Source organism: Rhizobium sp. BK176 (genome assembly GCF_024808055.1).
The window spans coordinates 407,621-430,012 of sequence record NZ_JANUBV010000001.1 but is presented as its reverse complement, the minus strand read 5'-3'; the positions used below and the strand labels follow the sequence as shown (position 1 = coordinate 430,012).

Sequence of the window (22,392 nt, the reverse complement as noted above, 5' to 3'; positions counted from 1 at the left end):
CGACGAGCCGCCGCTCCAGGCCGAGAGCGGCCGAGTAGCTACTATTGGCGGATCATCACGAGGGTGCCGTCCTTCCAGAAAGAATGGTCGTTTCGCATGTTGTAGCGGGCAGAGGTAACCTTACCGCTCTTGTCCCTCACGTTGAGAACCACTTCGTTTGCCTTCCTGCTTCCATCGACAATGAGATCGACCTTAGCGTCTGCTTTGGGATCGCCGACGAAATCAGGCCACGAGCCGCTTGATGACCCTGTCCCCTTGATGACACCGTTGTTGTCGGTCAGAGAGTAAGAAAGATCGGCTTTAAGGGTCGTCCAGTGCCCGGACAGCGAACTGACTGTGCGGTCCAAGTCTTGCTCTCTCTGGCGGGTCATGGTGACGTTGCCATTGTAGTTCTGGATGGTGTTCTGGTTTACGACGCGATCTCGTTCGGTTGTCACGCCGAATTGCGTGCGCAACTTCTCGAGAGTGGGGCTGATGATTTTCAGGGTCAGCGTTTTCCCCTTATGCGTTCCGGTCATGTAAGCGTACGTCGGTGTCTTATCCAGTTGGATCACTTGGGTTCCGATGATCTTTCCGTCTTCTTCCCACAAATCCCAATACCAATAGTGATTGCTGTTCCACCGCCCTGTAAGAGTTCCATCCTTTGGCTCTGGAGGATTGTCGGATGCTGTTTCTTGTGGTGCGTCTGTTGTTTCAGCATTGTGGGGGCCAAAAGCCTGGCAGGAAGTGACAACCATGTCGGTTGGACTGATGGGCGTAGTCGAAGAAATGCTTTCGATGCTCGTCCCGTTTCTGACGAAGGATGTCTCCGTGAGATCGCCGTTTCGATAGCTGACTTTCGAGCATTCGGCCGAACTCTTGATCACGATATCGGCAGAGGAATTGCCGTTGGAGTTGACCTGGTTCTGAATCGTGATCGATGCATGGCACATACCGGTCGTCGCCCCGCCGAAGTCGCATTCGGCCGCCGCGGCCGCCGCCGACAGGAGGAGCGTTCCGAAAACGAGGATGCCGATGGTGTGCATGGGTTCTCCCTTCGATGTCGGGCTACGGATATAACATCAGTCAGCGTGAGTCGGGTGGCGATTTTCGGTTAATCCGCAGTCCGCTGCGTCTCACGCGTGGACCTTCACTTCAGAAAGGCTGTGGTCGACGGCAGCCTCGAGTGTCCGATCTGGAGCCTTGTCCAACTTGCAAGATCGACGCGCATGACGACCACCGCGAAACGCGATTGGTCTAGCAACGGTCGGCTTCGAATGTCGGCTGGTTGGCAATCCGGGTCATGATCTCGCGAGGTCTTGATTTAACCGGCGAAACCCCGACAATCGGGACTGTCGAACGGAGAGCGAGAGGACATGTCGGATATTACTGCGGTGAAATGGATGGAAGACTACAGCAGGAACAGGTTTCTAACTCTGGTGCGCTCTCGGTCGCCTAAGCGTGTCGAGCTTGTCGCGCATGAATTCGCAAGGACGGTCGTACGCATCTCAATGACGTTGAACGCCAGGGCGGCGGCTTTCCTTGAGTGGGTCAGCGATCCGGCGAAGTTCCCTGATTTTGCCGTTCCACAGTCTGAAGGCAACACCATCATCGGCATCGCTTGCATCGGAGATGCATTCGCCTACGGCGTGGCGATCAAGAAAGACACAGACAATATCGTCCTGGTCCGTCTTTCGAGAGGGAATTCGCCGCGGGTCCATCGGACCATCCAGGCCGCGGACTACGCCCCCGGTGTCTTCGCAGACGAGGTCATCGCCGCGCTTGCCCACCTGGAAGCGAAGGCGGACCTCGGCGAGCCGTCGCCGTTGCGCTGAGCGCACCGAGAGGTGAAACGAAAAACGGCCGCTTCGAAGCGGCCGTTTCCTTGTGGGTTGACGTCTTGGGATCAGCAGTAGTCGAGGTAGCGGTTGCCGTAGCGGTCGCGGTAATAGCAGCGGTCGGGTTCGCGCTCGGACGCATTGCCGATAATCGCGCCGCCGGCTCCGCCGATTGCCGCGCCGACGGCTGCGCCGCGAACGTTGCCGGAGAGAGCGCCGCCAATGATGGCACCGCCGGCGGCACCAAGGCCGGCACCGCGTTCGGTGGCCGTGCAGGCGGCGAGCGACGCTCCGACGCAGATGATGGCCAGAATTTTCTTCATGTCAGTCTCCTTTAGTTTCAACAGGATAATGAATGACTCCGATATTGGTTTCAATGTGGCCGGTCAATTGACGTCTTTAATTATTCCATCGTTGGCCGCGCCATGGCACTCTGAATCATTGTCCAAAGGCTAGAATGGCGGACTTCGAAATCCGGGGAGTTGATGATGGGTTATGTGTTGGTGATCGGTGTAGTGTTGCTGGTGTGGACCGCGATCAGCGTCCTCTATTTGGCGAAGGAAGTCCTGGGACTGCTTTCGCTCAGTGGCGGGCGGAAGGAAACCTGGCTGACCTATGTGATCGTCGCGCCCGCCGTGGTCATCCTCCTGGCCGTCAGGGCAATCAAGGGAAAGCGGAAGTAGGAAGTCGGCGGGCAAGAATGTCCGATGAGGAGTGGCCGACGAACTTCCTCGCAGAAATCCGTCGGCGCGACGCTCCATTTTCCTGGTCTGGAGCGGTGGTCCGCTTCGGGACTTGCCCGATCGCATCGTCTTGGGAGACAGCGCCCGGATACGCCTGCGAGTTCCCGAAATCAATCCCCAAAATCAACCAATTTACAAGGAAATGCCGGCCGTATGCCCGTGATCGAGCACGAGATCGCCGAGCCATTCGTTGAACTCGCGGGCGATCCTGATCTTGCTGTCCACGCCTTCGACGAAGGGCGTCTCGAACTTCGACATGTCGACATGGCAAAGGGGTTCGCCCTCGTCGGTGCATTCGAACATGTCGAACTGGCCGCGGTTCTCGAGCTGGAAGCAGTATAGGCGCTCGCCGGGGCTTTTGAAGTAGACGCGGCAGTTGTCGTTGTCCACTTGCTTCAGTGTGAGGTCGATCTGGGTCATTCGGGTCATCCTTGTGAATGGTCGTATTAGAGATGCGGCTTGTTTTCTGGGGCGCTCGGTCCTCCCAGATCGACCTGACGGTTGACCCACATCGTCGCTCCCGGAAACCTGTTCCTTCCCGCCATGGCATCGAGCTCGAGCATCAGGTCGGCGGCCATGTCGAGGAACTCTTCGGACTGGCTGTCGAGGGATTTCCTCACGGGCCTGACGAGGTCGCGCAATTGAAGCCACTTGTGGATGTACGACGCGCTGTCGCGGTGCAGGTCGCACTCGGACATTGACGCTTCGATGTCCTTGACGATCAGTGGCTTGAGGTCGGGTTTCTCGAAAAATGCCTGGTCGATGTAGCGGATATGGAACTTGACCCGCTGCTTCTCGATAGCGTCGGGAAAGTGGTCGGGGATCGTGTCGTACTCGGTCATCGCCATCTTGTAGGCACCGACGGTCATCATGTCGGCCTTGTCGTTCATGTATGAATAACGATCCGAGCTGAGTTCCTTGCCGTTGAGTGTTCCGTCGAAAGCCCAGTGGATGGCCTTGTCGGTCGCGTAGATCATCGGAACAGGCGCGCGGTGCCAGAGCTCGCCGTCGATCGCGATCACGCTCGACTGAGCGTATTCTACGGTTTTCTGGCGCTTTTCGTTGATGTCGTTTTTGGTGACTTCTCGGTACCCGATCGTGCCATCGACAACAGCGCAGTCAATGATGCCGTCTGGTCTCTGGTAGAAAGGCTCACGAGGCTGGAGGTCGTTGTCGACCATATACCATAGGTTTTTGGACGTCGTGTTGTATCGCAGGATGCCGATGAGGCTGAGGCCTTTGACAGCCTTGGCGTTGTCGCGCTCGGCTTCGGCCTGCGTGTAGGCTTTGAAATTACGTCGGTTCTCGTGGTAGCCAGGATCGAGTTTCTTCCTCATCGGCCAGTAGCCCATCAGCATGATATGTTGCTTGCCGAAATCCACATCCTCGTCGCGGGAGTTCCTGATCCAGAAGCCGCCTTCGAAATGGCGGAAAGTCTCCGCGGGACCTCCGTCTTCGTCCAGAAGTTCGAGGGCCACCGGAGCATCGCTCTCGTGGATGTCGCGGATGTTTACGCGCACTTGATCATAGCCGGTGCTGCCAGAGGGATTGCGGCAACGCGGCTCGATCCCGCTGACAGAATACTCAAATGGCACGTCGATAATCATGGGGCATTTCCGTTTTCTATGATGGAGGGAGATTGTCGGCCGCGACTGCCGGACACACCCGTAGTTGGCGCACAATACTCCTGGCTACCGCTTGCAACAAGCCGGAGGAGGCGTGGCGAATGGGGTCTTGATTTAACGTGCATCCTTCGATAGACAAAACCGAATTCACGACCTGACGGAGCTGCAATGTCCATCGCCTCCCCTTCCCTCGCCGCGATCCACGACCGGACACGATACGATGTCCTTCTTGCGGGCATCGGCTCTCGCCGGAACGAGCTTCTGGCGGCAGAATACAAGAAGGCTGTCAATGCGGCTGCCCAGGAACTGGATGTGCGGAAACTCAAGTGGGTCGGGGGAAAGGACGCCAACGCCACGTTTTACGCGGAACTCGACCTGTCGTCCATCCCTGCGGACTGGTCAGTCCTTGGCGCGGCCGCGTTCGAAGGTGAACGCGTCTGGGTCGTTTCCGTCGGCCCCCAGGCGACATCCTTCGCGCGGTGGACCAATGTCCACGCATTCGGATATCGCCATGAACAAGAGGGTTATCGTTCGGACTGGGTGGCGAGCGGTTCGGCTACCGAACGTTTCCAGATCGAACCCAAGGAGTTCGGGCCGGAATTCTTGAGTGTCCATCTGGCGAAAGAACTGGCGACGATGTGGGCGGTGCGTGACCTTGAAAGGACGTGATCGCGGACCATGATCGTAGTCCATTCGTTCTGTTGAATGGGGGAAACAGGATCGATGAGTGAGGGAGCGCCACCGCTCGTGCCGTTGGCGATTGTTACGGAAGTGGCTCTCTCATGAGAGCTGCCGAACACCGCCGAGGACAGAGTGTCGATATCAATCAAGGCTCAAAACCGCGCCGACGGCTCGAACTCCATTTTCCAGGTTCAAAGGGAGCGCCGTCGACCGTGGTCAGAGGCTTTGCGGAAACGGCAAAAGGAGGCTGCTTAACCTTGTGCCTCAGTCCGGACCAATCAGGCTGTTCCTGTGGGTTCTTGACCGAGAGTTCCGAAGGAATGTCCGCTTCCTCAGCAGGGATGCCATTCAGGAAATCGATCTTGGCAGAGGCGATAAGAAACGGGCGGCGCATCAGGTCCTGTAGGTCGTTGGTCGCGACTTTTCGGTCGACTTCCCATCCGATGGAGATGTCATTCGCCGTGATGTGGCTCGGTGTCTGGCAACCCTTCGCGATCTCGGAGGCTCCGCCGATCTCGGCCCAATTACCGACGAACGCATGTCCATCGACGGTGACTTCATCGCCGAGGCCGCCGAAGCCCGATCTGGTGACGACCGCAGTAGTGCCGTCGGGATTGAAGTGTCGGACGAGGTGTCGTTCGAAGACGCTGAATCGCTCTCTGTCGTCGCCTGTGTCGAACGCCGAATTTTCGAAGAAGTAGGCGTTGGTGATGTCGAACGTGACATCGATGACAGTTCGGTCGTCCATGTCGTCGGTCAGGGATTCGCTCACGAGGTCGACGAGGTCGAGGGCGTTTTGGACGCGCACGTTGCGGAATCTCCGCTTCTGGTCGTCGGTGAGGATCGTTTCGAGGTCTTTCGGGCCATAGAGGGCATTGTTGACCTTGGCGAGGAAACCGGCCCGCCTGGGGTGCGGGGAACTCACGTCGAACTTGTCCGGAACCACGGTGTGTTCTTCGAATTTGACGTTGTCGCCGACCACGGCCATTTCTCCGACGGTCGCCCAATCGCCGAACGAGGTGAAGCGGCCGATTCGTGCGCCTGCCCTGAGTTCCTTCCATTTCAGAAGTTGGAGAGCCGTGTCGATGTGTACGCCGCGCTCGATGATGCACCAGGGGTTGCGGATGACGAGCGCCGTCGAACCGTCTGGATTTCTATGTTTCAGGAGGGTGACGTTGTAATGTGCCACCAGCTTTTCGACGCTGTCTTCAGAGGCGCTGGCAAGGGCGGCGAGCGCGAGGGCTGCCTTTTCCTTGACCGGAAGGACCGACCAATCCACAAGGCTCAGGGCAGACTGCGCGAACTCCTTTGCGAGGTCTTTGTCTCCGCCTGAGAAGCCGCCCATCATGACGAGATTTTCGGGAAGTGAATCGGAGTTCATCGGCAAGGTTCCTGAGGTGTTTACGGGAACCTTGCCGATGAACATTGCAAAAGTCTAGCCGTTTAGAGGCCGACGCGCGCCAGGACAGAACGCGCCGCGGAGAGTGCTTCGGCCCTATAGACGAGAAGCCGCTCCCTGACCTGTATCACGTATCCCATTCCCCAGGCGAACCATCCGTAGCTCAGGAGTTTGTCGCGGCCGGCGTGGTAGATGCGTTCGACTAGCAGGAAGGTGACCAGATAGGAGAAGATCAGCAGAGGCAGTCCGACCACGACGTTGCCGCTCGCCATGAGAAACAGCGCGAAAATTTTCAGCGGCTCGGCGATCACGAAGGGAACCGCGAACAGGACGAGGATCGCAAGGCGCGGCAGGCGGGAGACCAACGCCTCGAAGGCCTCCATGATCCGCCACGAGGCGACCCAATTCAGGATCGGACGATAGAGCGGCTTTGCAACGGCGTCCGCGACGATGACGAGGCCGATCAGGAAGCGGACGGGAAGGGTAAGGTGACGGAGCGGAGATTTCTTGGGTTGATTCACTGTTTGTCCGTTGGTTGCTTGATGGACCAAAGATGTCGATGTCTCGTGGCGAATTCAAGACGTCGAACTGGAATGCTTTTACAATCTCGGGGCAATCCGGCAATGTGTGCTGGAAAGGAGAAATGGATGGGTCAGTACGACGATATCTCCGATGCGGCATATGCCGAGGGCGGGCTTGAAACTTTGACGACCGCGCAGCGGATACTGTTCGAACGGACAATCACCGCGGTCGGTGTAGCCCCTACCCTTCGCCACCGCGCGCGCCGCAACTTGCTCATAAAGTTCGTCGAAGATGGAGAAGGCGCGGTACAGGCCATCCTAGACAAATCTCTGGACAGAGCGAAGCGCGCAGAGGCATGGCTTGCCAACAATGGAGGGCCAATGGCCCCAGCTGGAGGTGGATTAAGGACGCCTTAGCGATTTTCTATATACGTTGAAACGGCTATTTTTGCTGTACCGAAAATATAGCCCTTTCAGCGTATATTCGGTGTTGCGGGCTTCTTCACTGCGCAGTGAAAATAGCCAGAATAATGAAAATGGCCGCAATCTCGGCCGTGTTGAAGGAATGGCAACGGAATCTTAATGACACCACGCCTGTTTTTCGTAACCGACATCCATCTCAAGATCAGCGAGGCCATCGGTTTCGCGAAGCCTTTCGACGTGCCTGATGCCGACGTTTGCGTCGTCGCGGGAGACGTCACAGACCGGATGCTATCGGGGATGGAGTGGGTGGCGAAGACGATCGGCGGCAAGATGCCCGTGGTGATGGCGCTTGGCAACCACGACCTCTACGGCCAGGACATGACGTCGGTCCGCCGCAAGGCCTCGACCCGCGCCGAGAACCTCGGTATCCACCTCCTCGACGACAGCGAGGCCGAGGTGTGTGGCGTCCGCTTCGTCGGTGGCACGCTCTGGACGGATTTTCGCCTCTTCGAAAGCTTCAGCGATCCGCCGCAGTATTCCAGGGACGACTGCATGCGGGCCGTGCGTGGCGAACTCGCAGACTACGTGGAAATTTACGCGAACGAAGTGACGGGCGGTGTCATGGCGAGAACACTGACGCCGCGCGACACGATCAGGTATCACGAGCAGACTGTGGCCTATATCGACAGCGTGCTGTCGCGTCCGTTCGACGGACCGACGGTGGTCGTGACCCACCACGCGCCGCATCCCCGATCGATCCACCAGCGATTTCTGGATCGGCCGTCCTCGGCCGCCTATGCCTCGGACCTCGGCTGGCTGATCGAGCGTCACCAGCCGGAATACTGGCTACATGGGCATGTTCATGATACCTTCGACTACATGATCGAGGGCACGAACGTTCTATGCAATCCAAGAGGTTACGGCAGTTTTCCGAATCCGAACTTTAATTCGGCCCTTGTGTTTGACGTGACACGACGGCCTCGCGATGTTTCGTTGCTCCCGAACCAGGCGCGATAGCTTACACCGAAGTAGTTAGCGCCTAACACGTTTACGTTTTGAAGATCGCATAATACATTCCGGTCCTAATTTAGGCGCTTCGCATAAACACGAAGGAGTGTCATGATGGAACGGCGATCAGTTTCGATAGCGCCGAGGTTGGGGTTCCTCTACAGGATAGGCGGGTGTCCAAAATGCATGCGCCAGTCGTTTCTAGTGGCGGGCGCGGCCACGTTGTCTCTTGGGGGTGTCAAACTCGTTGAACGTCTTCATATCTACAGCAACGCATGGCTCGAAGTGGCTTTACTTTGTCTCACGGTCTCCGCGATTGCTCTATGGCTATCTCACGTCTCCGTCAGAAGTTATCGGATACTTCTGGCGCAAGACCACTCCGGACAATCGGCGGACCCGGTGGGAGAACATAGCCCTCGGTCATCCCTGGGCGTCGGCAAACTGAGACGCGAGTTTTTAAAGAAAGTCTTTCTCGTGATCGGAAGTACGGCGTTGGCAACGGCCATACCGTCGCTTGCGAACGCCTCGGGCGAATGTCCGGGGAGACTGAATTGCGGATGGGGATCGTGCGCCCAGAGGGTCAATTCCGATGCGTATTGCTGTCCGCGGGGCTTTCCCATCCTGAGCCTGTGTGATTGCCAGTGCTACAAGAGCGTGCAAGGTATGCCCTGCAATCAAACAGGTTCATGCTTTGACGAGAATTTCTGATGGGAAACGTGGCGCGATCCGTTGCCGGTCCGCGCCACTATGAATGGCTTTATGGCCGATGCTGCGGAACTGCGCGCTGGTGCTCTTCATGGGCGACCCCGCCGAAGTTCTTGAGGTCGTAGAGTTCACGCAACTCGAGCTCCGACTTGTTCCTGACCTCGTAGGCCGCAAAGGTGCCGTTCAGGAAAGCGCGTTGGCGCACCGGATCGACTTCGGACCAGAAAAGTCCGTAGACAGGGAACTCTCCGTCGAAGAAACGATCGATGGACGTCAGTCGTTGCTGGCCGTCCAGCAGCCACATATCACGCGGATAGACGTCCCGGCCGTCGGGAGTTCGTACCGAAGTCTCGCTGGTGTGGTACGTGTACGTGCCGGCGTCGCCCTTCTGCACCAGTGTTTCGATGAACGCGATCATCTTGTCCTCGCCCCACACGATGGGACGCTGAAACGGAGGAATGGCGTGGCCCATGAGCCAGTTCTGGTCGACACTGTGCCGGGTGACGGAGAGCGGATCGTTCTCGTATTTCAGCTTGAGCAGCCTCAGGTGGTCGATGTTGAAGTTCTTGATGCTTCCCCAGTCGCGGGGTTTTTCATACCACATTGGGCATCTCCTGTTTAGTCGTCCCAAACTGCCTTCGAGGCTTGCAACTGAATAGCCCAAAAAGAAAGACCCCGAACATGTCGGGGTCTTTCGATGAAGTCAATACTCGTTGTGCCGGGTTCTTAGAACGCGACGGAGCCGCGGTCGGTGATCGTGACCGAGCCAAGGCCAAGGGACTCGGACAGCATGCCGGAGAAGGTCGGGATGGCGACGAGGGCAGCGCCGATGCCGATACGCCACATGCCTTCCGAATACTTGACCTGCTGGCCCTGGGTTTCAGCAGCCTGCTTCAGCTTCGACAGACCAGCGCCGATGGCGATGATGCCGATCAGGAACATGCCGGCGACGGTTGCCTTGCCGACCTGGCCGATCTGAGTGCCGATCTTGCCGGCCTGGTCGCCGACCGTGCCGGTTGCTGCGTTGGCGTCCATGGCGGTCATTGCGAAAACCGTGAGCGCTGCGGCGGCTGCGTACTGCGAGTCACGGACCTTGTTGAGGATTTTCTTCATGTCAGTTCCCCTTATTTGAAGACTCCACCGCGACTTTGTTAAGCGGCGTTAAGGAAATTCTTGCGTGGGGGAACCACTGAATCAATGTAGTCAAAGTATCGTTGGCACTTGTCAGCAGAATAACGCGGCAATAACCTCCGTTTATGCTTGCAATGTAAACCAGATTTATTTAAAGACGGCGCTTGTACCTTGAGGTCTACCGGCGAAAACAATCCGCCGGTGAAAGCGCGGCCGAAGCGTCCGCATGTGCCACGACGAGAAAAAGCTTGGAGCCGGAGCCTCGAAAAGCCAGACCCAGGCGGTATGCCTGGGTCTGTGAAAGCCGGAACGCTTGAGCCGTCAGAATCCGATGCCGCCCCGATCGGTCATGGTGATCGAACCGCCGCCCCAGGAAGCGACGAGCATGCCGGAGAATGTCGGGATGGCGATCAGCGCCGCGCCGATTCCAATGCGCCACATGCCCTCGGAGTACTTCACCTGCTGGCCTTGGGTTTCGGCGGCCTGCCTCAGCTTCGCGAGGCCGGCACCCACCGCGATGACGCCAACCAGGAACATGCCGGCGACCGTCATCTTGCCGACCTCCCCGATCTGGCTGGCGATGTTCTTGGCGGTACCGCCGATGTCTTCCACGGCCAGAGCCTGCTCGCCGGACATGGCTGCGACGGTAACGGCTGCCGCCAGCGTGTAGTTGAGGTCGCGCACCCTGTTGAGGATTTTCTTCATGTCAGTTCCCCTTTTTTACCCGACGCGATTTTTGGAGTGGCGTCGGTGCGGGAACTCTGAGGTGACAATTTCGTGAAAACAATGCGTTATGCGGATAAGCTAAAGTTTCTTATGAAAACCGCGGCGTTAACAATTCGTAACGATCGACGTGTGAACAATTTTTTGAAGGAGCTTTCAAGTCCAATTTGAAAGTCCGCCGGCGCATGGTGATCACTGTGGGCGGCATGTGTTTGGTTTTTTAACATTCGTAAACCGGGAAACGATCCAGGGTCTGGAATTCCACTCGCGCACCCGGTATAGCTTCGGGCGCGTGACGGAGGGTCTGGAAGTGAACAAGGCAATCATAACCATAGCGGCAGCGGTATCGCTTTTCGGCGGGTCCGCTCTGGGGCGGGAAGACCTCTTCGTCGGTCCGCTGGCCGGAAACTGCGGTGACGATGTCCAGTGCACGGCCGACTTCAAGAAGACCGGCAAGCTTTACGAGATGAAAGTCCGGGTTTCGGACCACATGAACGACAAGGAGACCGTTTGCCAGTTCATCGTGGAGATGAAGCCGCTGGCTTTCGACCTGCTGGTGGGTGACCTAGACGGCGAGCAGGTCAAGGCCGTCCATATGCCGACGCAAGACGTCGTGATCTCCGGACTGCCCAAGGACGAATGCTCGGGGGCGGTCGTAAACGGGGCCTATCGCCAGTTCTTCGACGAATAGAAGTCGAAGTCGGCTCGTCAGTGTAGGGCCGCTCGGCTGAAGTCGCAGGCGGCCCGCGTTTTCGTTGGACGTTCGGCGTCCCGGCTATGGCCTGAGCTGTGTCGCCAGGTTTTCCATCTCCGACATCCGCTGACGCGCGACCAGCTCACGGACGACACCGGTCATGTAGTCAGATCGGTCGGCGTATTGTTGCCGTGTGAGCGGCTGGTCATCGATCGCAAAGCCGGCATCATGAATCCGACGCAACGCTTCCTCGAAATCGGGGTGCCTTGCGAAATCGTTCAGGCCTTCCCGCTTCATGATCGCGGAGAGCTTGCTGTATTCCGCTTCCTCCGCCGGCGTACGTTTGGAAAAATGCAGAGCCTTGTGCCTGCCGATCTTGGCCTGCGCCTCGAGGTGGAGCGTCGAACCAAGGCGGATAGGCTCGTTGCCGAAGCCCCAGACCGGTGTCCTAAGGAAGGCGGACGACGAGTGGCCTCTCGTCGCCTCGATCAGCGCCGGGTGGCCCCAGCCGGGATTGATATCGCTACCGACCCGGCCCTCATAACGCAGGAAGGTTTCCGGCTCCGAGCCATAGGACGTCGATCCGAGCTGGAAGACGCTGTCGCAGTCGAGGAGGATCGGAGGCTTGTATCCGACAAGCCCGCTGAAGGCCAGGACGACCTTGCCAGGCGCGGCCCCCTCGACCCTGGTTCGGCGGAGGAACAGCTCGGCGTTGCTGAAAGCGCTTGGCATCACGCGATCGAGCGTCTTCCTGACGGTGTTTTCGACGGTGTCGAATTTGAGTTCGTCATCGATAGAGCGGCCTTCGCGGGTCGCAGGATAGATGTGGCTTGTGAACAGTGCCAGGATGGGCGATCCGTCCTGTGCGAAGTCCATCCGCACCCCGATGAATCGCTCTTCCGCCTCGATCGCAAAGGACTCGTCGGTCTCCAACAGGCCGGTCGCGATCCAGAAATCGTGACCGTTGCGGCTTTCCCTTGTCTCTCTGAATGCAATCTGAATTTTCATTTTGTAAGCAACCCCGCGCACCTCTTTGAAATGATGTTTCATTCAAGTGTCGGCAAACCACAAACCGAGCGCGCCGGATGAGATTTCAGATGAAAACTCATGGATCGGATGTCTGAAGTCTCAGCTCCCCTCGCGCCAGATGATGAAATTTCATCCCCGAATGTGATGAAAACCGCTGCGGCGAATCGGCGGAGCGTGTATGAATTCTCAGCGTCGATTCGGAGGGCATGCGTGGAAGAACGGTTCAGGGACATCCTTCGGGAAAGCCTCGATCGGGAAGGCATGTCTGCCGCCGAACTCTCGCGGGAAGTCGGAATGGACAAGGCCTACTTTGTCGATCTGCTGGCGGGGCGGAAGAAAACCGTGTCGGCCATCGCCTTCATGTTGGCCGCCCGCCGCCTTGGTCTCGACCCGTGGGACCTTGCGGGTGTCGATCGCCCCGACGGGGAAATTGCCCCTGCCCCTCGCAAAGAGGCGTCCTCCCCTCCGGAGATCGTTTCAGTGGCCGTCCTGTCGGAACCAGTGCCGGCATTGCGTGTCGAAGGGTGTGGCGTCGTGGAAGAAGCTGCGTTCCGTGTCTCCGGGCGATCCGACGGGGAGCGGTCTTTTGCCGTGATCGAAGGATATCCCCCCGAGAGGCAGTTTGTCTTCGAGGTCCGCGGGCATGACTACGTGCCGTGGGGCTTGCCGTCTGGAGCCGTGGTACACACGGTTTCGTTCCCGCGGTATGAAACGGTCGGAGCGCCTGGTCGGTTGGTCGTCGCGAGCCGCCAGCAGGCAAGCCTGACGGAAACGGTCCTCCGGCGGGTGACGGTCGATGGGGACGGCGAAATGAAGCTGATGTCGCCTATGGGTGCGCGGGAAAAACCGGGCGATCTCGGCCTGCGTTTGGAAGGGCTTGTCGTCCAGTCCTCCCTGCCCGCGATGTTGCCGTAGGGTTACCAGTCGGACAGGTTGCCGACGGGCTTGGCGAGCGTCTCGTGGATGCGCGTCAGGCGCTGGCACTGTTCCAGCAGTTCCTTTTCGCTGCCGAAGATGTTGGCCTCGAAGTCCGACGCCTTGGCCGACCAGTCGTGGCTCGCCCCGATCAGGCGCTGGCAATATCCGGAGAGCGCGTTCCCGGCATGACGGGTGGCTTCGTCGCCGGACGAGGCCATGATCTTGCAGACGTTCTGGATTTGCATCGTCACCCTGAGGATCGCCGTGAGGTCGGCGTGGCAGGTGGCGACGACAGCGCGGGCGTGGTCCTTGGAAACGCCGCCCATGAGACGGCGGTAGAACGGCGGCTTGATGTTCTTGTAGGCTCTGCTGATGACGGACGCCATCTTCGCAAGGCATGCGTCGAGCGAGAACCCTGGCCTTGTGCGTAGTGGCAGGTTGCTCAACAGCGCAATTTTGTCGTCCATATACAATCGTCCGCTGCTGGCCAGTCTGCTTTGCCTCTCACGAGCGTAGTGCTCGGGGTCTTCGATTACGAATCTTCTCTCAATTCGCCGGCGGAGGCAATCCTAGTTTGTGGACGTCGCGAGCGTTTGTCGCGTCCTCCGTTCGCGACTTCGCCGGCGTTAACGCTTTGTTTGGAATTTTGCCGGGCCGCATGGGAGGATTCTCGCATCAAAGGAGGAATCCAGATGCTCAGAGATACCATCCAGAACGTCCCGGACGATTTCGTGGCCCTCGGCGCGCGCGTCCACACGCACCGCTACAACAACTTCGACTTCAAGCTCGAGGTGAAGGCGCATCCGTCCACGAACACCACCAACGACCGCGCCCGCCGCCTGTCGGTTTTGAACATGGAAGCCAACATCCGCAAGAGCGCGGCCGGTCTCGGACATGGTCAGTACCTCAAGCCGGAAGAGATCGCCAACCTGCAGAGCGGCAAGGTGATGCTTTCGACGACGATCGCCGGCAAGCACTACAACATCCCGATCGCGGTTTCCCCGCGCGGCGAGTATTCCAGCGAAATCCTCAAGGGCAGGTTCAACTCGCTCCAGGACATCAGCGCCAAGGTGATGGACGGAATTCTGATGCACAACGGCATCGACAACATGTACGTCACCAGCAGCCGTTCGAGCATGCGCTCCCAGATGCCTGCTACCGCACCGGCCCAGTCGGGCTTTGGAATGCGCATGTAAGACAAGTTGGCGCGGTCTTCCTCTTCCGCTGCCACGAAAAAGACCCCGGTCTGCTGATCGGGGTCTTTTTTATTGCCTGATCCGCTTCGGTTAGATCACATCTGCAAGGCCGTTTCGGCCAAGGCGTTCCAGTTCCGGGATGATAAGCGCGCCTGCGACCTCGAGCTGACGGTAAATCGGCTTGCGCCGCCAGTCCTGGAGCGACCACGGCCAGATCGCAGGGGGTGTCGCATACCCTTCGCCGCCCTTCGCGCGATCGATCGCGTCGAGTATGTATGCGGCGGCCGCAGATGACAGCTCGAAGCTGGAATGTTCGTCGTCGTGATTGTCGTCGTAACCTTCGGCCCGTTTTTGGCGGGCGCGTTCAGCCAGAACGCCGAGGGCTGCCGAAGAGGCGTTCTCCCAGCCGGCTCGCTGGTTGACTATGACAGTCTGAAGGCGGGCAATCTCCCGGCGGTGATCGGCAAGTTCCGTCTCGAGTTCGGAAATGCGCTCCGTCGCCTGGGTGTCGGCTGCGGGCGCTTGCGCTGCGAGTAGCTCGCGCGCCGCATTGGCGACGAGCTCGCCGTCGAGATGGGGCAGAGCTTCCTTGAGAAGCTTTTCTAAATACATTGTTGAAACTCCGGCGGGGTCTTTATATAAAAAGGATGACCTGGAACGGCCCCGCCCACAATCCCGTTCGTGTGAACGCAGTTCAGGAAGTTGAGACACCGATGGACTGCCCGGAATTCACTCTGTTCGACAGGTATCCTTACCTTCGTCTTTTGACCTTCGTCGACATCGAAAGCAGCGGCCTGATGATGGGGTCGTATCCGATCCAGTACGGCTGGTGCGGTTTTGACCTCGTTCCCCGGCAAGTTTTGATCCGCCCGTTGCCAAACTGGTCGTCGACGTACTTCGAGCCGTCTTCGGTCGAAATCCACGGCATCAGGCGGTCGCAGCTGCTGATCAACGGCGTGGAGGCCGAAGAGGTCGCGCGCATGCTCAACGAGGCGATGCGAGGCGGTACGGCTTTTTCGGACGCCATCGCCTGGGATCGGGACTGGACCGACAGGCTTTTCGACGACACGGCCGTGGAACGGGAATTCCGGCTCGAGACGGTAGACAAAGCGTTCGAGCGGATCGCTTCGATCTGCGATCCGTGGTGCGTCGAGCGGCAGGAAGCGATTTTCGAGCGGGTCGACCAAATCTTTCCCCACGTTCACAAGGCCGACAAGGACTGCCTGCGTCTTGCGGCCATGACGCGATCCTTCATCGACCGGCCGTTTTCCGAATGGCTCCTGTCGACTGCGACGGTGTAGGCCTGAAAAGAAAAAGGGGCGGAGGAAAACCTCCACCCCCTCGGGGAACCGCGTCGGCGGGGTTACTTGGCAGGCGGCGGTGTAGGCGGAGCGTCTCCGTTCGGACCGCCGGGACCACCCTCGGGCAGTTTGCCTTCCGGCTTGCCGGGATGTTCCGGTCGGTCGTTCTTGTCGATGACGCCGTCGCCGTTGCGGTCGAGTCGCTTGAACAGATCGGGGCGGTCCTTGCCGCCGGAGAGGAATTCCTCCTTCGAGATCGTGCCGTCGCCGTTGGCGTCGAGCTTGGTGAAAGCCTTCTCAGCCCGTTCGCGCGCGCCGGCCTCGAACTCCTCGCGGGTGACCTTGCCGTCGTTGTCGAGGTCCATCGACGCGAAGCCAGGTCGGTCGTGGGCCTTGCCGCCAGGCGCGGGCTTGTCGGCTGCATGGGCCATGCTTGCCAGGGTCGTGGCCGCTGCGAGCGCGAGACCGGTAATGAGTGTTCTCTTCATGTATGCCTCCCGTTGGCGGGAAGTCCGAGCATTCCCGTTCCAAAAATGTAGGACTTCGTTTTCGAAGCGTGAAGGCAGGACGCCATTAAATCTCGGTAATGAAAGGTATTCGAAGCATTATCCTAGACCTCGCCTCGGAAATTTTGCTGCTTGCGGATGAAAAATCGCCTTTACGTGTCGCGGAGTCTTGCTTAAAAGTGCGCCGGCCAGGACATTGATTGGGTCTTGCAATCGGACGAGTTCTTTAAAATGCATGTTCCCTCCCCCATCCGCGAACCTGGTTTCGTGAAGCCGCCGAAGCCGCTCGGCAACAAGGCCTATGGCAGCACGCCCCACCTTATCGGGAGCAGGCTTGGCCCCGGCGACTACTCGCTGACGCAGGAGCATTCAGACCTGTTCACGGGCAAACGCAGGCGCAAGGGCGACCATTTCATCGTCACCGAGAAGATCGACGGCTCGTGTGTTTCGGTCGCGAAGCTCGACGGCAACATCATTGCCCTGCAGCGCGCCGGCTACCTGGCCGCGACGTCTCCGTTCGCTCTCCATCATGCGTTCGACCGCTGGGTTGCGGCCCGCCGGGACTACTTCGACGCCTTCCTCGGCGAAGGCGAGCGTGTCGTCGGCGAATGGCTCCATACGGCGATGGGAACGCGGTACGACATCGTCGATCCTGACCAGCTGTTCGTCTCGTTCGCGCTCTTCCACGACCGTTTCAGTACCGACCGCGCGATCTACGACGAGTTCAGGTCGCGTACGGATGCCGCTGGTCTGCCGCGCGCGGCGCTCATTTCGGAAGGTCCCGCTATCGGCATCGAGGAAGTCTTGGAAAAACTCGGAGAACGCGGTTTTCACGGTGCCGTCGACGGCATCGAGGGTGCGGTCTGGATCATGGAGACGAACGGCGAATTCAACGGGGTCGCGAAATACGTCAAGGCCGACAAGGTGGACGGCAAGTACATTTCGAACATCACGCAAGCAGGCGATGTCGTGAACTATCGCGGTCCTTCATTTTGAGCGGGATTTCCGGTGTCGCGTTCGGCCGACCGTGCAATCGTGAGCCATTGGGCATGGGTTCCGTCATGAAGTCTTCGTTTTTCGCTGCCGCGCTCGCGGCGACCGTCCTGTTCTCTCAAGGTGCCGCCTCGGAGGTCCTGCCGACCGACTGCTCGACCGATTATGTCGGTGGGACGGCACCCGATCTCGTCAACGCCAAGCTCAAGAACGGTCTGCGCGAACTGTGTTTCTCGGAATTCGCGGTCTATCACTCGGGCCTGACCGCGACGCCTCTGTTCGTCGCCCAGCACCTCACGGCCGATATCGTGCATCGCGCCAAGGCCGTCGATCGGGTGAACGTCTTCCATGCCGAGCCGCGGCTGCCATCCTCGGAGCGGGCCGAGCTGTCGCACTATGCCAGGAGCGGCTTTGATCGTGGGCATATGGCGGCCGCCGCAGATATGGCCACCACGAAGGGACAAGACGAAAGCTTCTCCCTTGCCAACATGGTTCCGCAGAAGCCGTCGCTCAATCGTAAGGACTGGGCGAAAATCGAGGATACGACGAGGGACATCGCCGAAAGGTATGGCGAGGTGTATGTCGTCACAGGTCCTGTGTTCTCGGGGGCAAGCCTTTCGCGCATCGGCGGTCGCGTGCTGGTTCCGACCTATGTCTACAAGGCGGTCTACGTTCCGTCGACCGGTCAGTCTTCCGCCTGGTGGGCTGACAACAAGACAGGCGGAATGGAGGTCGTGACGATCGACCAGCTCACCGACAGGGTCGGGGCGGACGTCTTCCCGGCCGTGCCTGCCTCGTCCAAGGCGGCTCTCGTGAAATTGCCGTTGCCCCTGGGCGCGCCGCCGATCACGGTCGCTGCCGACACCGATACGGATGTCACCGCGGCGATCCCGCAGGAACAGACGAAGGCCAAGGTCAACGGCGGCGGTCACGCCGCGGCTGCGAAGCCTGAATCCTGGTGGGATTGGGTCCTTGCGGTTCTTGTCGCGGTGCTGGAAATTGTCGTCAGGATTGTTTGGAGGTCATGAGAATGGACTATTTTAGGAACGATAGCGAAGCCGCGACCGTCGGCGGCCTGACCATCGAAAACGGGATCGGTAGTGCGTCTGTCCATGGCAGTCTGGTGCTCAAGGCCGACGCTGGCTCTCTGGAGCAGTTGAGGGTGCTTCAAAAGCGGTTGGCAGACATGGAAAGCGCCCTTGCCTCGGTGATCGAGGAGGGCGCTTTCGAGGAAGTGGACGATGTCGCGGTGTTGGAGACTGTTTCCAACCCGTTCGGCTGATCAGCGCAGCCTGGGGACGTTGGGGGCGTGGCCGATGGCCGGACGGGGTGCGGCCGGCCAGCCGTAGACGTACTCGCCGTGGTTGTCCCTGACGATCAGGAATTCGAAGTGGTCGACGCGCCAGAGCGATGTCTGGGCACGGTAGCCGGGGATATTGCGACCGAAGTCGATGTTGTCGCTGGTCACCTCGTTGCCGTTTTCGGTGATGAAGCGGATCGTGTCGCGGACTTCCGCCTGGCTGTGGAACGGCTGGCCCGGAATATGGCCGATCATGTTGATGTCTTCGAGTTCCATGTTGCCTGCGTACTGCGCGAAGATGTCGCGGCCGAGACGCCTGATCTGTCCGAGCATGTAGGTCGGAAATCTGCGGAGCTGCACGAAGCCCGTCATCGCGCCGCCGCCGCCGACCATGCGAGCGTTCGCATCGTGGCCAACGAGGGCGTTGCGCGGAGCGTGCGCGGGAAGATTGCCGCGGTAGATGTGACCCTGAGGGGCAGCGCCTGCCTGACGCGGCAGGTACGCCTGCTGTTGCGCCGGGCGTCGGTTGTCGTGAATCTGGCGTGGATCGTAGGCCTGACCGCCTTCGACCTGTTGGCGGTACCTGGTGAAGAACTCTCCGAAGCGATCGGTGGCGCGGTCCGCCATGGCACGCTCGAAGGCGGTCTCGTCGTCGATGTTGTCCTGAAGGTCGCTGCCGAGGATCGCGCCGAAATGGGCTTCCATCGTGTTCGGATCGACAACCTGTTGTTCTTGGCGACGTGCGGGCAGTGCAGCGGCGAAACCGTCGAGCGGTGCCAGTTCGTTGCCTTCGCCCCTGTTGCGAACTCGTACGGGTCTGCGTGCCATCTAAAATCTCCCTTGTGTTCGGAACTTACCCGAGGCTCTGGAAAGAGACAATTGCCGTTGGCGTCTTTACCGATGGGGAGCGGTCATTGGGTGTAGTCATCGAGGCTGCCGCCGATCTGCCATTGCCGAACGGGTCTATCTTGCGGGGTTGGCGATGCGGAGACCGTGTCGCCAAGACTGAAATTTTCGTTCAGCAGTTTTCCGCAACCCTTTGTTTTTAGATCGATCGCATCGGTTGGCATGGTGACGTCGGAGGATAGGATCGGCCCCATAGGAACCGAGGCGAACGCATCGTCGAGAAGTGCGGCGGTATTGCGCTCCCGTGTCTTCGGGTTCGGAGCGCCGAGGACGACCGTGATGACACGGCGCGATCCCCGCTCGGCCAAGCCGACCAGATTGAACCCCGACGCGCAGACGTATCCGGTCTTCATGCCTCGGATGCCATCATAATGGCCGACGAGACCGTTGGTGTTGCGCAGCGTCTTGCCGGCAAAGGTCACGGAGGGAATGCCGAACAGGGAGGCGCTCTGCGGGAGATCGACGACGAGGTGTCGGGCCAGGATCGCGAGGTCGGCCGCCGTCGAAACCTGTCGCGGGTCGTGGAGGCCGGAGGCGTTGACGAAGCGGGTGCCGTGCATGCCGAGCGCGGCGGCCTTGAGGTTCATCAGCCTCGCGAAGTTCGTTTCGCTTCCGGCCGTCGTCTCGGCGATGGCGACCGCGATGTCGTTCATGCTCCTCGTCAGCATGATCCTGAGGGCATCGCCGAGGGGGAGCGCTGCGCCTGGCTGGAGGCCGAGTTTCGAGGGCTGGACGGATGCGGCGTTCTGGGAGAAGACGATCGGGGTGTCGAGGGTCATGCGCCCTGCCCTGACGGCTTCGAGTACCACGGCGGCGGTCATGAGCTTGGTCACCGACGCCGGATGCCAGGACCTGTCTTTCTCGTGGGCGGAGATGACGGTTCCGGTATCGACGTCGACGGACAGGGATGGTCTCGCGCCCGCGGGACCGGAGGCGGAAACCAAAAAGGCGATCAGAAGCGGAAGAATGGATCGGCAAACAGCGGGCATGGACGTATGGTCGCCGCGATCCAGACTGCAATCAATCGATCAGTTGATGCCGATGCCGCGATGCGTCGTTTTCCTGAAGACGCCGCGGTCGATCTCGCGCTGCCTGTACTCCAGGTCGAAGCGGTCGAGCGAACCGTTGAGGTATGCTTCTTCGGCGCGACGCTGATGATGTGGCGCATGAGATTTATCCCCTCGTTATGGGAATAATCTACGGCCTCGTTGTGCAGCGCACAATAAAAGCCCCCGCAAGGGAGGTACGCGGCAGACGCATGGGTCGGCGAACGGGTTGCTCAGATTATCGGCAGCGCTCGTTGCGCTCTTTATGATGGCGCTTGAAATCGTCGGGAGAGTGGCTGGCGGACCGCCACATTTCCTTGATCAGCGTGGTGATGTCGTTGAGTACGCGATAACAGTGCTTCATCGATCTACAATTCTCGGATGCGAGTTCTGCAATTCCGTTCCAGCGACCTCTTCAACAGCATGGAACAGCGGGTTTATAACAGCATGCTAAATCGATTTACACCCCCTAATTATTATGTAGTGGAGATAGGTGTGACGCAGGCGTTACAGAGGCGTTACAGAGGAACTTCAGCGCTTGCTTATCCACACCAGGGAAATCAAGGAACTCGCTGTTTCTGCTTGATTTTTAGACGGTGATCCGGAATAGGTCGTATGCGACGAAAGTTGAACAGGGAGACCGGTCCATGATGGTAGATTACGATGTCACGGTCCTCGTCACCGCGACCCCTCCCAGGCACACCACTGCCAAGCAGGTCATCACCGCCGTGACGGGTCGCGTCAACGTGCCGGAGATTGCCGATCTGGACCTGGCGGCCACCCTGTCCAACTACGACGGGACGGACGAAACGCGCATCTTTACCACTCCGTCGGGGGACGTGTTCGTACATGTCGGCTCCGCCTCTCCGGAAGTTTTCACCGACCGCGCCGGAGGACTCGAATTCCTGCGCAAACACAGGGTCGAAGTCTCGAACCGGCTACGCCAGATGCCGAAGTCCGCCCAACGCTTCCAGTTCCATCCGGGGTCGAAGATCGTTTCCGCCGACGATTTCGGTCGCGTTGACCCGTGGGAATCCGGCGCGACGCAGCTGCAGATGAACGTGATCGACAAGGCGCGCCAACGCGTGGAGGACCACCTTTCGAGCTATGTCGTCATGGGAGATGACCTCTATCGGCGATCGCTCGAGCCTTTCCTGGTTCTCTCGGTCGGCAGTGGTGTCGCCAGTTTCAGGCTGGACATCGAAACCGACGTCCGTGAAAACATCGCCAGCGGCAAGGACAGGGGTTTCGAGCCGATCGCCTGCTTCGCCCTCGATCAGGCGAAGGCGGCGCGCGCGCATGCCGCCTCGCTCGTTGAAGGTGTTCGCCCTCGGGTAAAGGGCGGTGGGATCAAGGTGTCGGAAGTCGCCGCGTCGAAACTCCATGTCGATGCACTCGCCATGACGTTGAGGGCGGCCGCCGTAAAGATGCTCAAGAACTACGTCGCCGAGGCCGTCGACATGTGGGACGTCGAGGGGGCGCTGAGCGAGCTGCCGATGGACGGTATCATCGCCTTCAGGAAGCTTTCCGATGCGGTTTCCAAGTCGTGGAACGACATCGACATGATCGACGCGGCGGTCAATGCGTGTCTCGAATACGAAGCTCATACTGAAGACGATGCCTTCACGGGGCGAGCGCGGGTGTCGGAGATGATCGAGGCATGGAACGACAGGCCGATCGGTCTCGGCCTGTCGGGAAATGGCTTCGCGGCTCGCGCCTAGCGGTGA

The 22,392-nt window shown here is 59.3% G+C and carries 27 protein-coding genes and 1 pseudogene; 12 read left to right on the top strand and 16 right to left on the bottom strand.

Annotated features, from left to right (window positions below; all coding sequences use genetic code 11):
* Positions 1-41: 41 nt before the first annotated feature.
* Positions 42-1,025, bottom strand: a complete 984-nt coding sequence (locus tag FHT76_RS02535) for a hypothetical protein (protein WP_259184108.1) — start codon at positions 1,023-1,025, stop codon at positions 42-44.
* A 330-nt stretch (positions 1,026-1,355) separates the two neighbouring features.
* On the opposite strand from FHT76_RS02535, the gene FHT76_RS02530 reads away from it, so the two are divergent.
* Positions 1,356-1,814: a hypothetical protein gene (locus FHT76_RS02530; RefSeq protein WP_259184107.1), complete on the top strand. Its 459-nt coding sequence runs from the start codon at positions 1,356-1,358 to the stop codon at positions 1,812-1,814.
* A gap of 71 nt (positions 1,815-1,885) precedes the next feature.
* Here FHT76_RS02530 and FHT76_RS02525 read toward each other — a convergent pair whose 3' ends face one another.
* Positions 1,886-2,140, bottom strand: coding sequence for a glycine zipper domain-containing protein (locus FHT76_RS02525; RefSeq protein WP_259184106.1), 255 nt, complete (start codon positions 2,138-2,140; stop codon positions 1,886-1,888).
* A gap of 162 nt (positions 2,141-2,302) precedes the next feature.
* Between FHT76_RS02525 and FHT76_RS02520 the strand changes: the two genes are divergently transcribed.
* The gene (locus FHT76_RS02520) at positions 2,303-2,500 is read left to right on the top strand and encodes a hypothetical protein (protein WP_259184105.1); all 198 of its coding nucleotides are present in this window, start codon (positions 2,303-2,305) and stop codon (positions 2,498-2,500) included.
* 192 nt (positions 2,501-2,692) lie between these two features.
* Here FHT76_RS02520 and FHT76_RS02515 read toward each other — a convergent pair whose 3' ends face one another.
* Positions 2,693-2,980, bottom strand: a complete 288-nt coding sequence (locus FHT76_RS02515; protein ID WP_259184104.1) for a hypothetical protein — start codon at positions 2,978-2,980, stop codon at positions 2,693-2,695.
* A 26-nt stretch (positions 2,981-3,006) separates the two neighbouring features.
* Complete coding sequence (locus FHT76_RS02510; RefSeq protein WP_259184103.1) at positions 3,007-4,167, bottom strand: hypothetical protein; 1,161 nt, start codon at positions 4,165-4,167, stop codon at positions 3,007-3,009.
* Positions 4,168-4,353: 186 nt separating this feature from the next.
* Here FHT76_RS02510 and FHT76_RS02505 point away from each other — a divergent pair, with 186 nt between their 5' ends.
* Positions 4,354-4,854 carry a hypothetical protein gene (locus tag FHT76_RS02505; protein WP_259184102.1) on the top strand — a complete coding sequence of 167 codons (501 nt, stop codon included), beginning with the start codon at positions 4,354-4,356 and terminating at the stop codon, positions 4,852-4,854.
* A gap of 157 nt (positions 4,855-5,011) precedes the next feature.
* Here FHT76_RS02505 and FHT76_RS02500 read toward each other — a convergent pair whose 3' ends face one another.
* Together FHT76_RS02500 and FHT76_RS02495 are read right to left on the bottom strand one after the other, a co-directional pair.
* Complete coding sequence (locus FHT76_RS02500; protein WP_259184101.1) at positions 5,012-6,247, bottom strand: hypothetical protein; 1,236 nt, start codon at positions 6,245-6,247, stop codon at positions 5,012-5,014.
* A 62-nt stretch (positions 6,248-6,309) separates the two neighbouring features.
* Positions 6,310-6,786 (bottom strand): hypothetical protein, encoded by a 477-nt coding sequence (locus FHT76_RS02495; RefSeq protein ID WP_259184100.1) that lies wholly within the window; start codon positions 6,784-6,786, stop codon positions 6,310-6,312.
* Positions 6,787-7,368: 582 nt separating this feature from the next.
* On the opposite strand from FHT76_RS02495, the gene FHT76_RS02490 reads away from it, so the two are divergent.
* A complete protein-coding gene (locus tag FHT76_RS02490; protein ID WP_259184099.1) occupies positions 7,369-8,226 on the top strand; it encodes a metallophosphoesterase in 858 nt (285 codons plus the stop codon).
* Between the two features lie 748 nt (positions 8,227-8,974).
* On the opposite strand, the gene FHT76_RS02485 is transcribed toward FHT76_RS02490, so the two are convergent.
* The 3 genes from FHT76_RS02485 to FHT76_RS02475 all read right to left on the bottom strand — a co-directional run bounded on the left by FHT76_RS02485 (position 8,975) and on the right by FHT76_RS02475 (position 10,758).
* Positions 8,975-9,526 carry a DUF262 domain-containing protein gene (locus tag FHT76_RS02485; protein WP_259184098.1) on the bottom strand — a complete coding sequence of 184 codons (552 nt, stop codon included), beginning with the start codon at positions 9,524-9,526 and terminating at the stop codon, positions 8,975-8,977.
* Between the two features lie 122 nt (positions 9,527-9,648).
* Positions 9,649-10,035: a hypothetical protein gene (locus tag FHT76_RS02480; protein ID WP_259184097.1), complete on the bottom strand. Its 387-nt coding sequence runs from the start codon at positions 10,033-10,035 to the stop codon at positions 9,649-9,651.
* A gap of 339 nt (positions 10,036-10,374) precedes the next feature.
* Positions 10,375-10,758: a DUF6750 family protein gene (locus FHT76_RS02475; RefSeq protein WP_259184095.1), complete on the bottom strand. Its 384-nt coding sequence runs from the start codon at positions 10,756-10,758 to the stop codon at positions 10,375-10,377.
* Positions 10,759-11,086: 328 nt separating this feature from the next.
* Here FHT76_RS02475 and FHT76_RS02470 point away from each other — a divergent pair, with 328 nt between their 5' ends.
* Positions 11,087-11,467, top strand: a complete 381-nt coding sequence (locus tag FHT76_RS02470) for a hypothetical protein (RefSeq protein WP_259184094.1) — start codon at positions 11,087-11,089, stop codon at positions 11,465-11,467.
* 84 nt (positions 11,468-11,551) lie between these two features.
* Here the strand turns inward: FHT76_RS02470 and FHT76_RS02465 are convergent, their stop codons facing one another.
* On the bottom strand, positions 11,552-12,478 hold the full coding sequence (locus FHT76_RS02465; RefSeq protein WP_259184092.1) for a hypothetical protein: 927 nt from the start codon (positions 12,476-12,478) through the stop codon (positions 11,552-11,554).
* A 231-nt stretch (positions 12,479-12,709) separates the two neighbouring features.
* Here FHT76_RS02465 and FHT76_RS02460 point away from each other — a divergent pair, with 231 nt between their 5' ends.
* Complete coding sequence (locus FHT76_RS02460) at positions 12,710-13,414, top strand: helix-turn-helix transcriptional regulator (RefSeq protein WP_259184091.1); 705 nt, start codon at positions 12,710-12,712, stop codon at positions 13,412-13,414.
* Between the two features lie 2 nt (positions 13,415-13,416).
* Here FHT76_RS02460 and FHT76_RS02455 read toward each other — a convergent pair whose 3' ends face one another.
* Positions 13,417-13,884: a hypothetical protein gene (locus FHT76_RS02455; RefSeq protein WP_259184088.1), complete on the bottom strand. Its 468-nt coding sequence runs from the start codon at positions 13,882-13,884 to the stop codon at positions 13,417-13,419.
* 225 nt (positions 13,885-14,109) lie between these two features.
* On the opposite strand from FHT76_RS02455, the gene FHT76_RS02450 reads away from it, so the two are divergent.
* On the top strand, positions 14,110-14,613 hold the full coding sequence (locus FHT76_RS02450; RefSeq protein WP_259184086.1) for a hypothetical protein: 504 nt from the start codon (positions 14,110-14,112) through the stop codon (positions 14,611-14,613).
* Positions 14,614-14,703: 90 nt separating this feature from the next.
* Here the strand turns inward: FHT76_RS02450 and FHT76_RS02445 are convergent, their stop codons facing one another.
* Positions 14,704-15,225: a hypothetical protein gene (locus FHT76_RS02445; RefSeq protein ID WP_259184085.1), complete on the bottom strand. Its 522-nt coding sequence runs from the start codon at positions 15,223-15,225 to the stop codon at positions 14,704-14,706.
* A gap of 101 nt (positions 15,226-15,326) precedes the next feature.
* Between FHT76_RS02445 and FHT76_RS02440 the strand changes: the two genes are divergently transcribed.
* Positions 15,327-15,914: a hypothetical protein gene (locus tag FHT76_RS02440; RefSeq protein WP_259184084.1), complete on the top strand. Its 588-nt coding sequence runs from the start codon at positions 15,327-15,329 to the stop codon at positions 15,912-15,914.
* A 62-nt stretch (positions 15,915-15,976) separates the two neighbouring features.
* Here FHT76_RS02440 and FHT76_RS02435 read toward each other — a convergent pair whose 3' ends face one another.
* Positions 15,977-16,402 carry an EF-hand domain-containing protein gene (locus tag FHT76_RS02435; RefSeq protein ID WP_259184083.1) on the bottom strand — a complete coding sequence of 142 codons (426 nt, stop codon included), beginning with the start codon at positions 16,400-16,402 and terminating at the stop codon, positions 15,977-15,979.
* A 249-nt stretch (positions 16,403-16,651) separates the two neighbouring features.
* Between FHT76_RS02435 and FHT76_RS02430 the strand changes: the two genes are divergently transcribed.
* From FHT76_RS02430 to FHT76_RS02420, 3 genes are all read left to right on the top strand, one after another.
* Positions 16,652-17,416, top strand: coding sequence for an RNA ligase family protein (locus tag FHT76_RS02430; RefSeq protein WP_259184082.1), 765 nt, complete (start codon positions 16,652-16,654; stop codon positions 17,414-17,416).
* A 65-nt stretch (positions 17,417-17,481) separates the two neighbouring features.
* The gene (locus tag FHT76_RS02425; protein ID WP_259184080.1) at positions 17,482-18,441 is read left to right on the top strand and encodes a DNA/RNA non-specific endonuclease; all 960 of its coding nucleotides are present in this window, start codon (positions 17,482-17,484) and stop codon (positions 18,439-18,441) included.
* 2 nt (positions 18,442-18,443) lie between these two features.
* Complete coding sequence (locus FHT76_RS02420; RefSeq protein ID WP_259184079.1) at positions 18,444-18,695, top strand: hypothetical protein; 252 nt, start codon at positions 18,444-18,446, stop codon at positions 18,693-18,695.
* Here FHT76_RS02420 and FHT76_RS02415 read toward each other — a convergent pair whose 3' ends face one another.
* From FHT76_RS02415 to FHT76_RS02405, 3 genes and pseudogenes are all read right to left on the bottom strand, one after another.
* On the bottom strand, positions 18,696-19,541 hold the full coding sequence (locus tag FHT76_RS02415; RefSeq protein ID WP_259184078.1) for a hypothetical protein: 846 nt from the start codon (positions 19,539-19,541) through the stop codon (positions 18,696-18,698).
* An 83-nt stretch (positions 19,542-19,624) separates the two neighbouring features.
* Positions 19,625-20,608 carry a D-alanyl-D-alanine carboxypeptidase family protein gene (locus tag FHT76_RS02410; RefSeq protein WP_259184077.1) on the bottom strand — a complete coding sequence of 328 codons (984 nt, stop codon included), beginning with the start codon at positions 20,606-20,608 and terminating at the stop codon, positions 19,625-19,627.
* A 39-nt stretch (positions 20,609-20,647) separates the two neighbouring features.
* Positions 20,648-20,761, bottom strand: a pseudogene (locus tag FHT76_RS02405) (hypothetical protein); the annotation flags it as partial.
* Between the two features lie 551 nt (positions 20,762-21,312).
* Between FHT76_RS02405 and FHT76_RS02400 the strand changes: the two are divergent.
* Positions 21,313-22,386: a hypothetical protein gene (locus FHT76_RS02400; RefSeq protein WP_259184076.1), complete on the top strand. Its 1,074-nt coding sequence runs from the start codon at positions 21,313-21,315 to the stop codon at positions 22,384-22,386.
* Positions 22,387-22,392 lie beyond the last annotated feature (6 nt).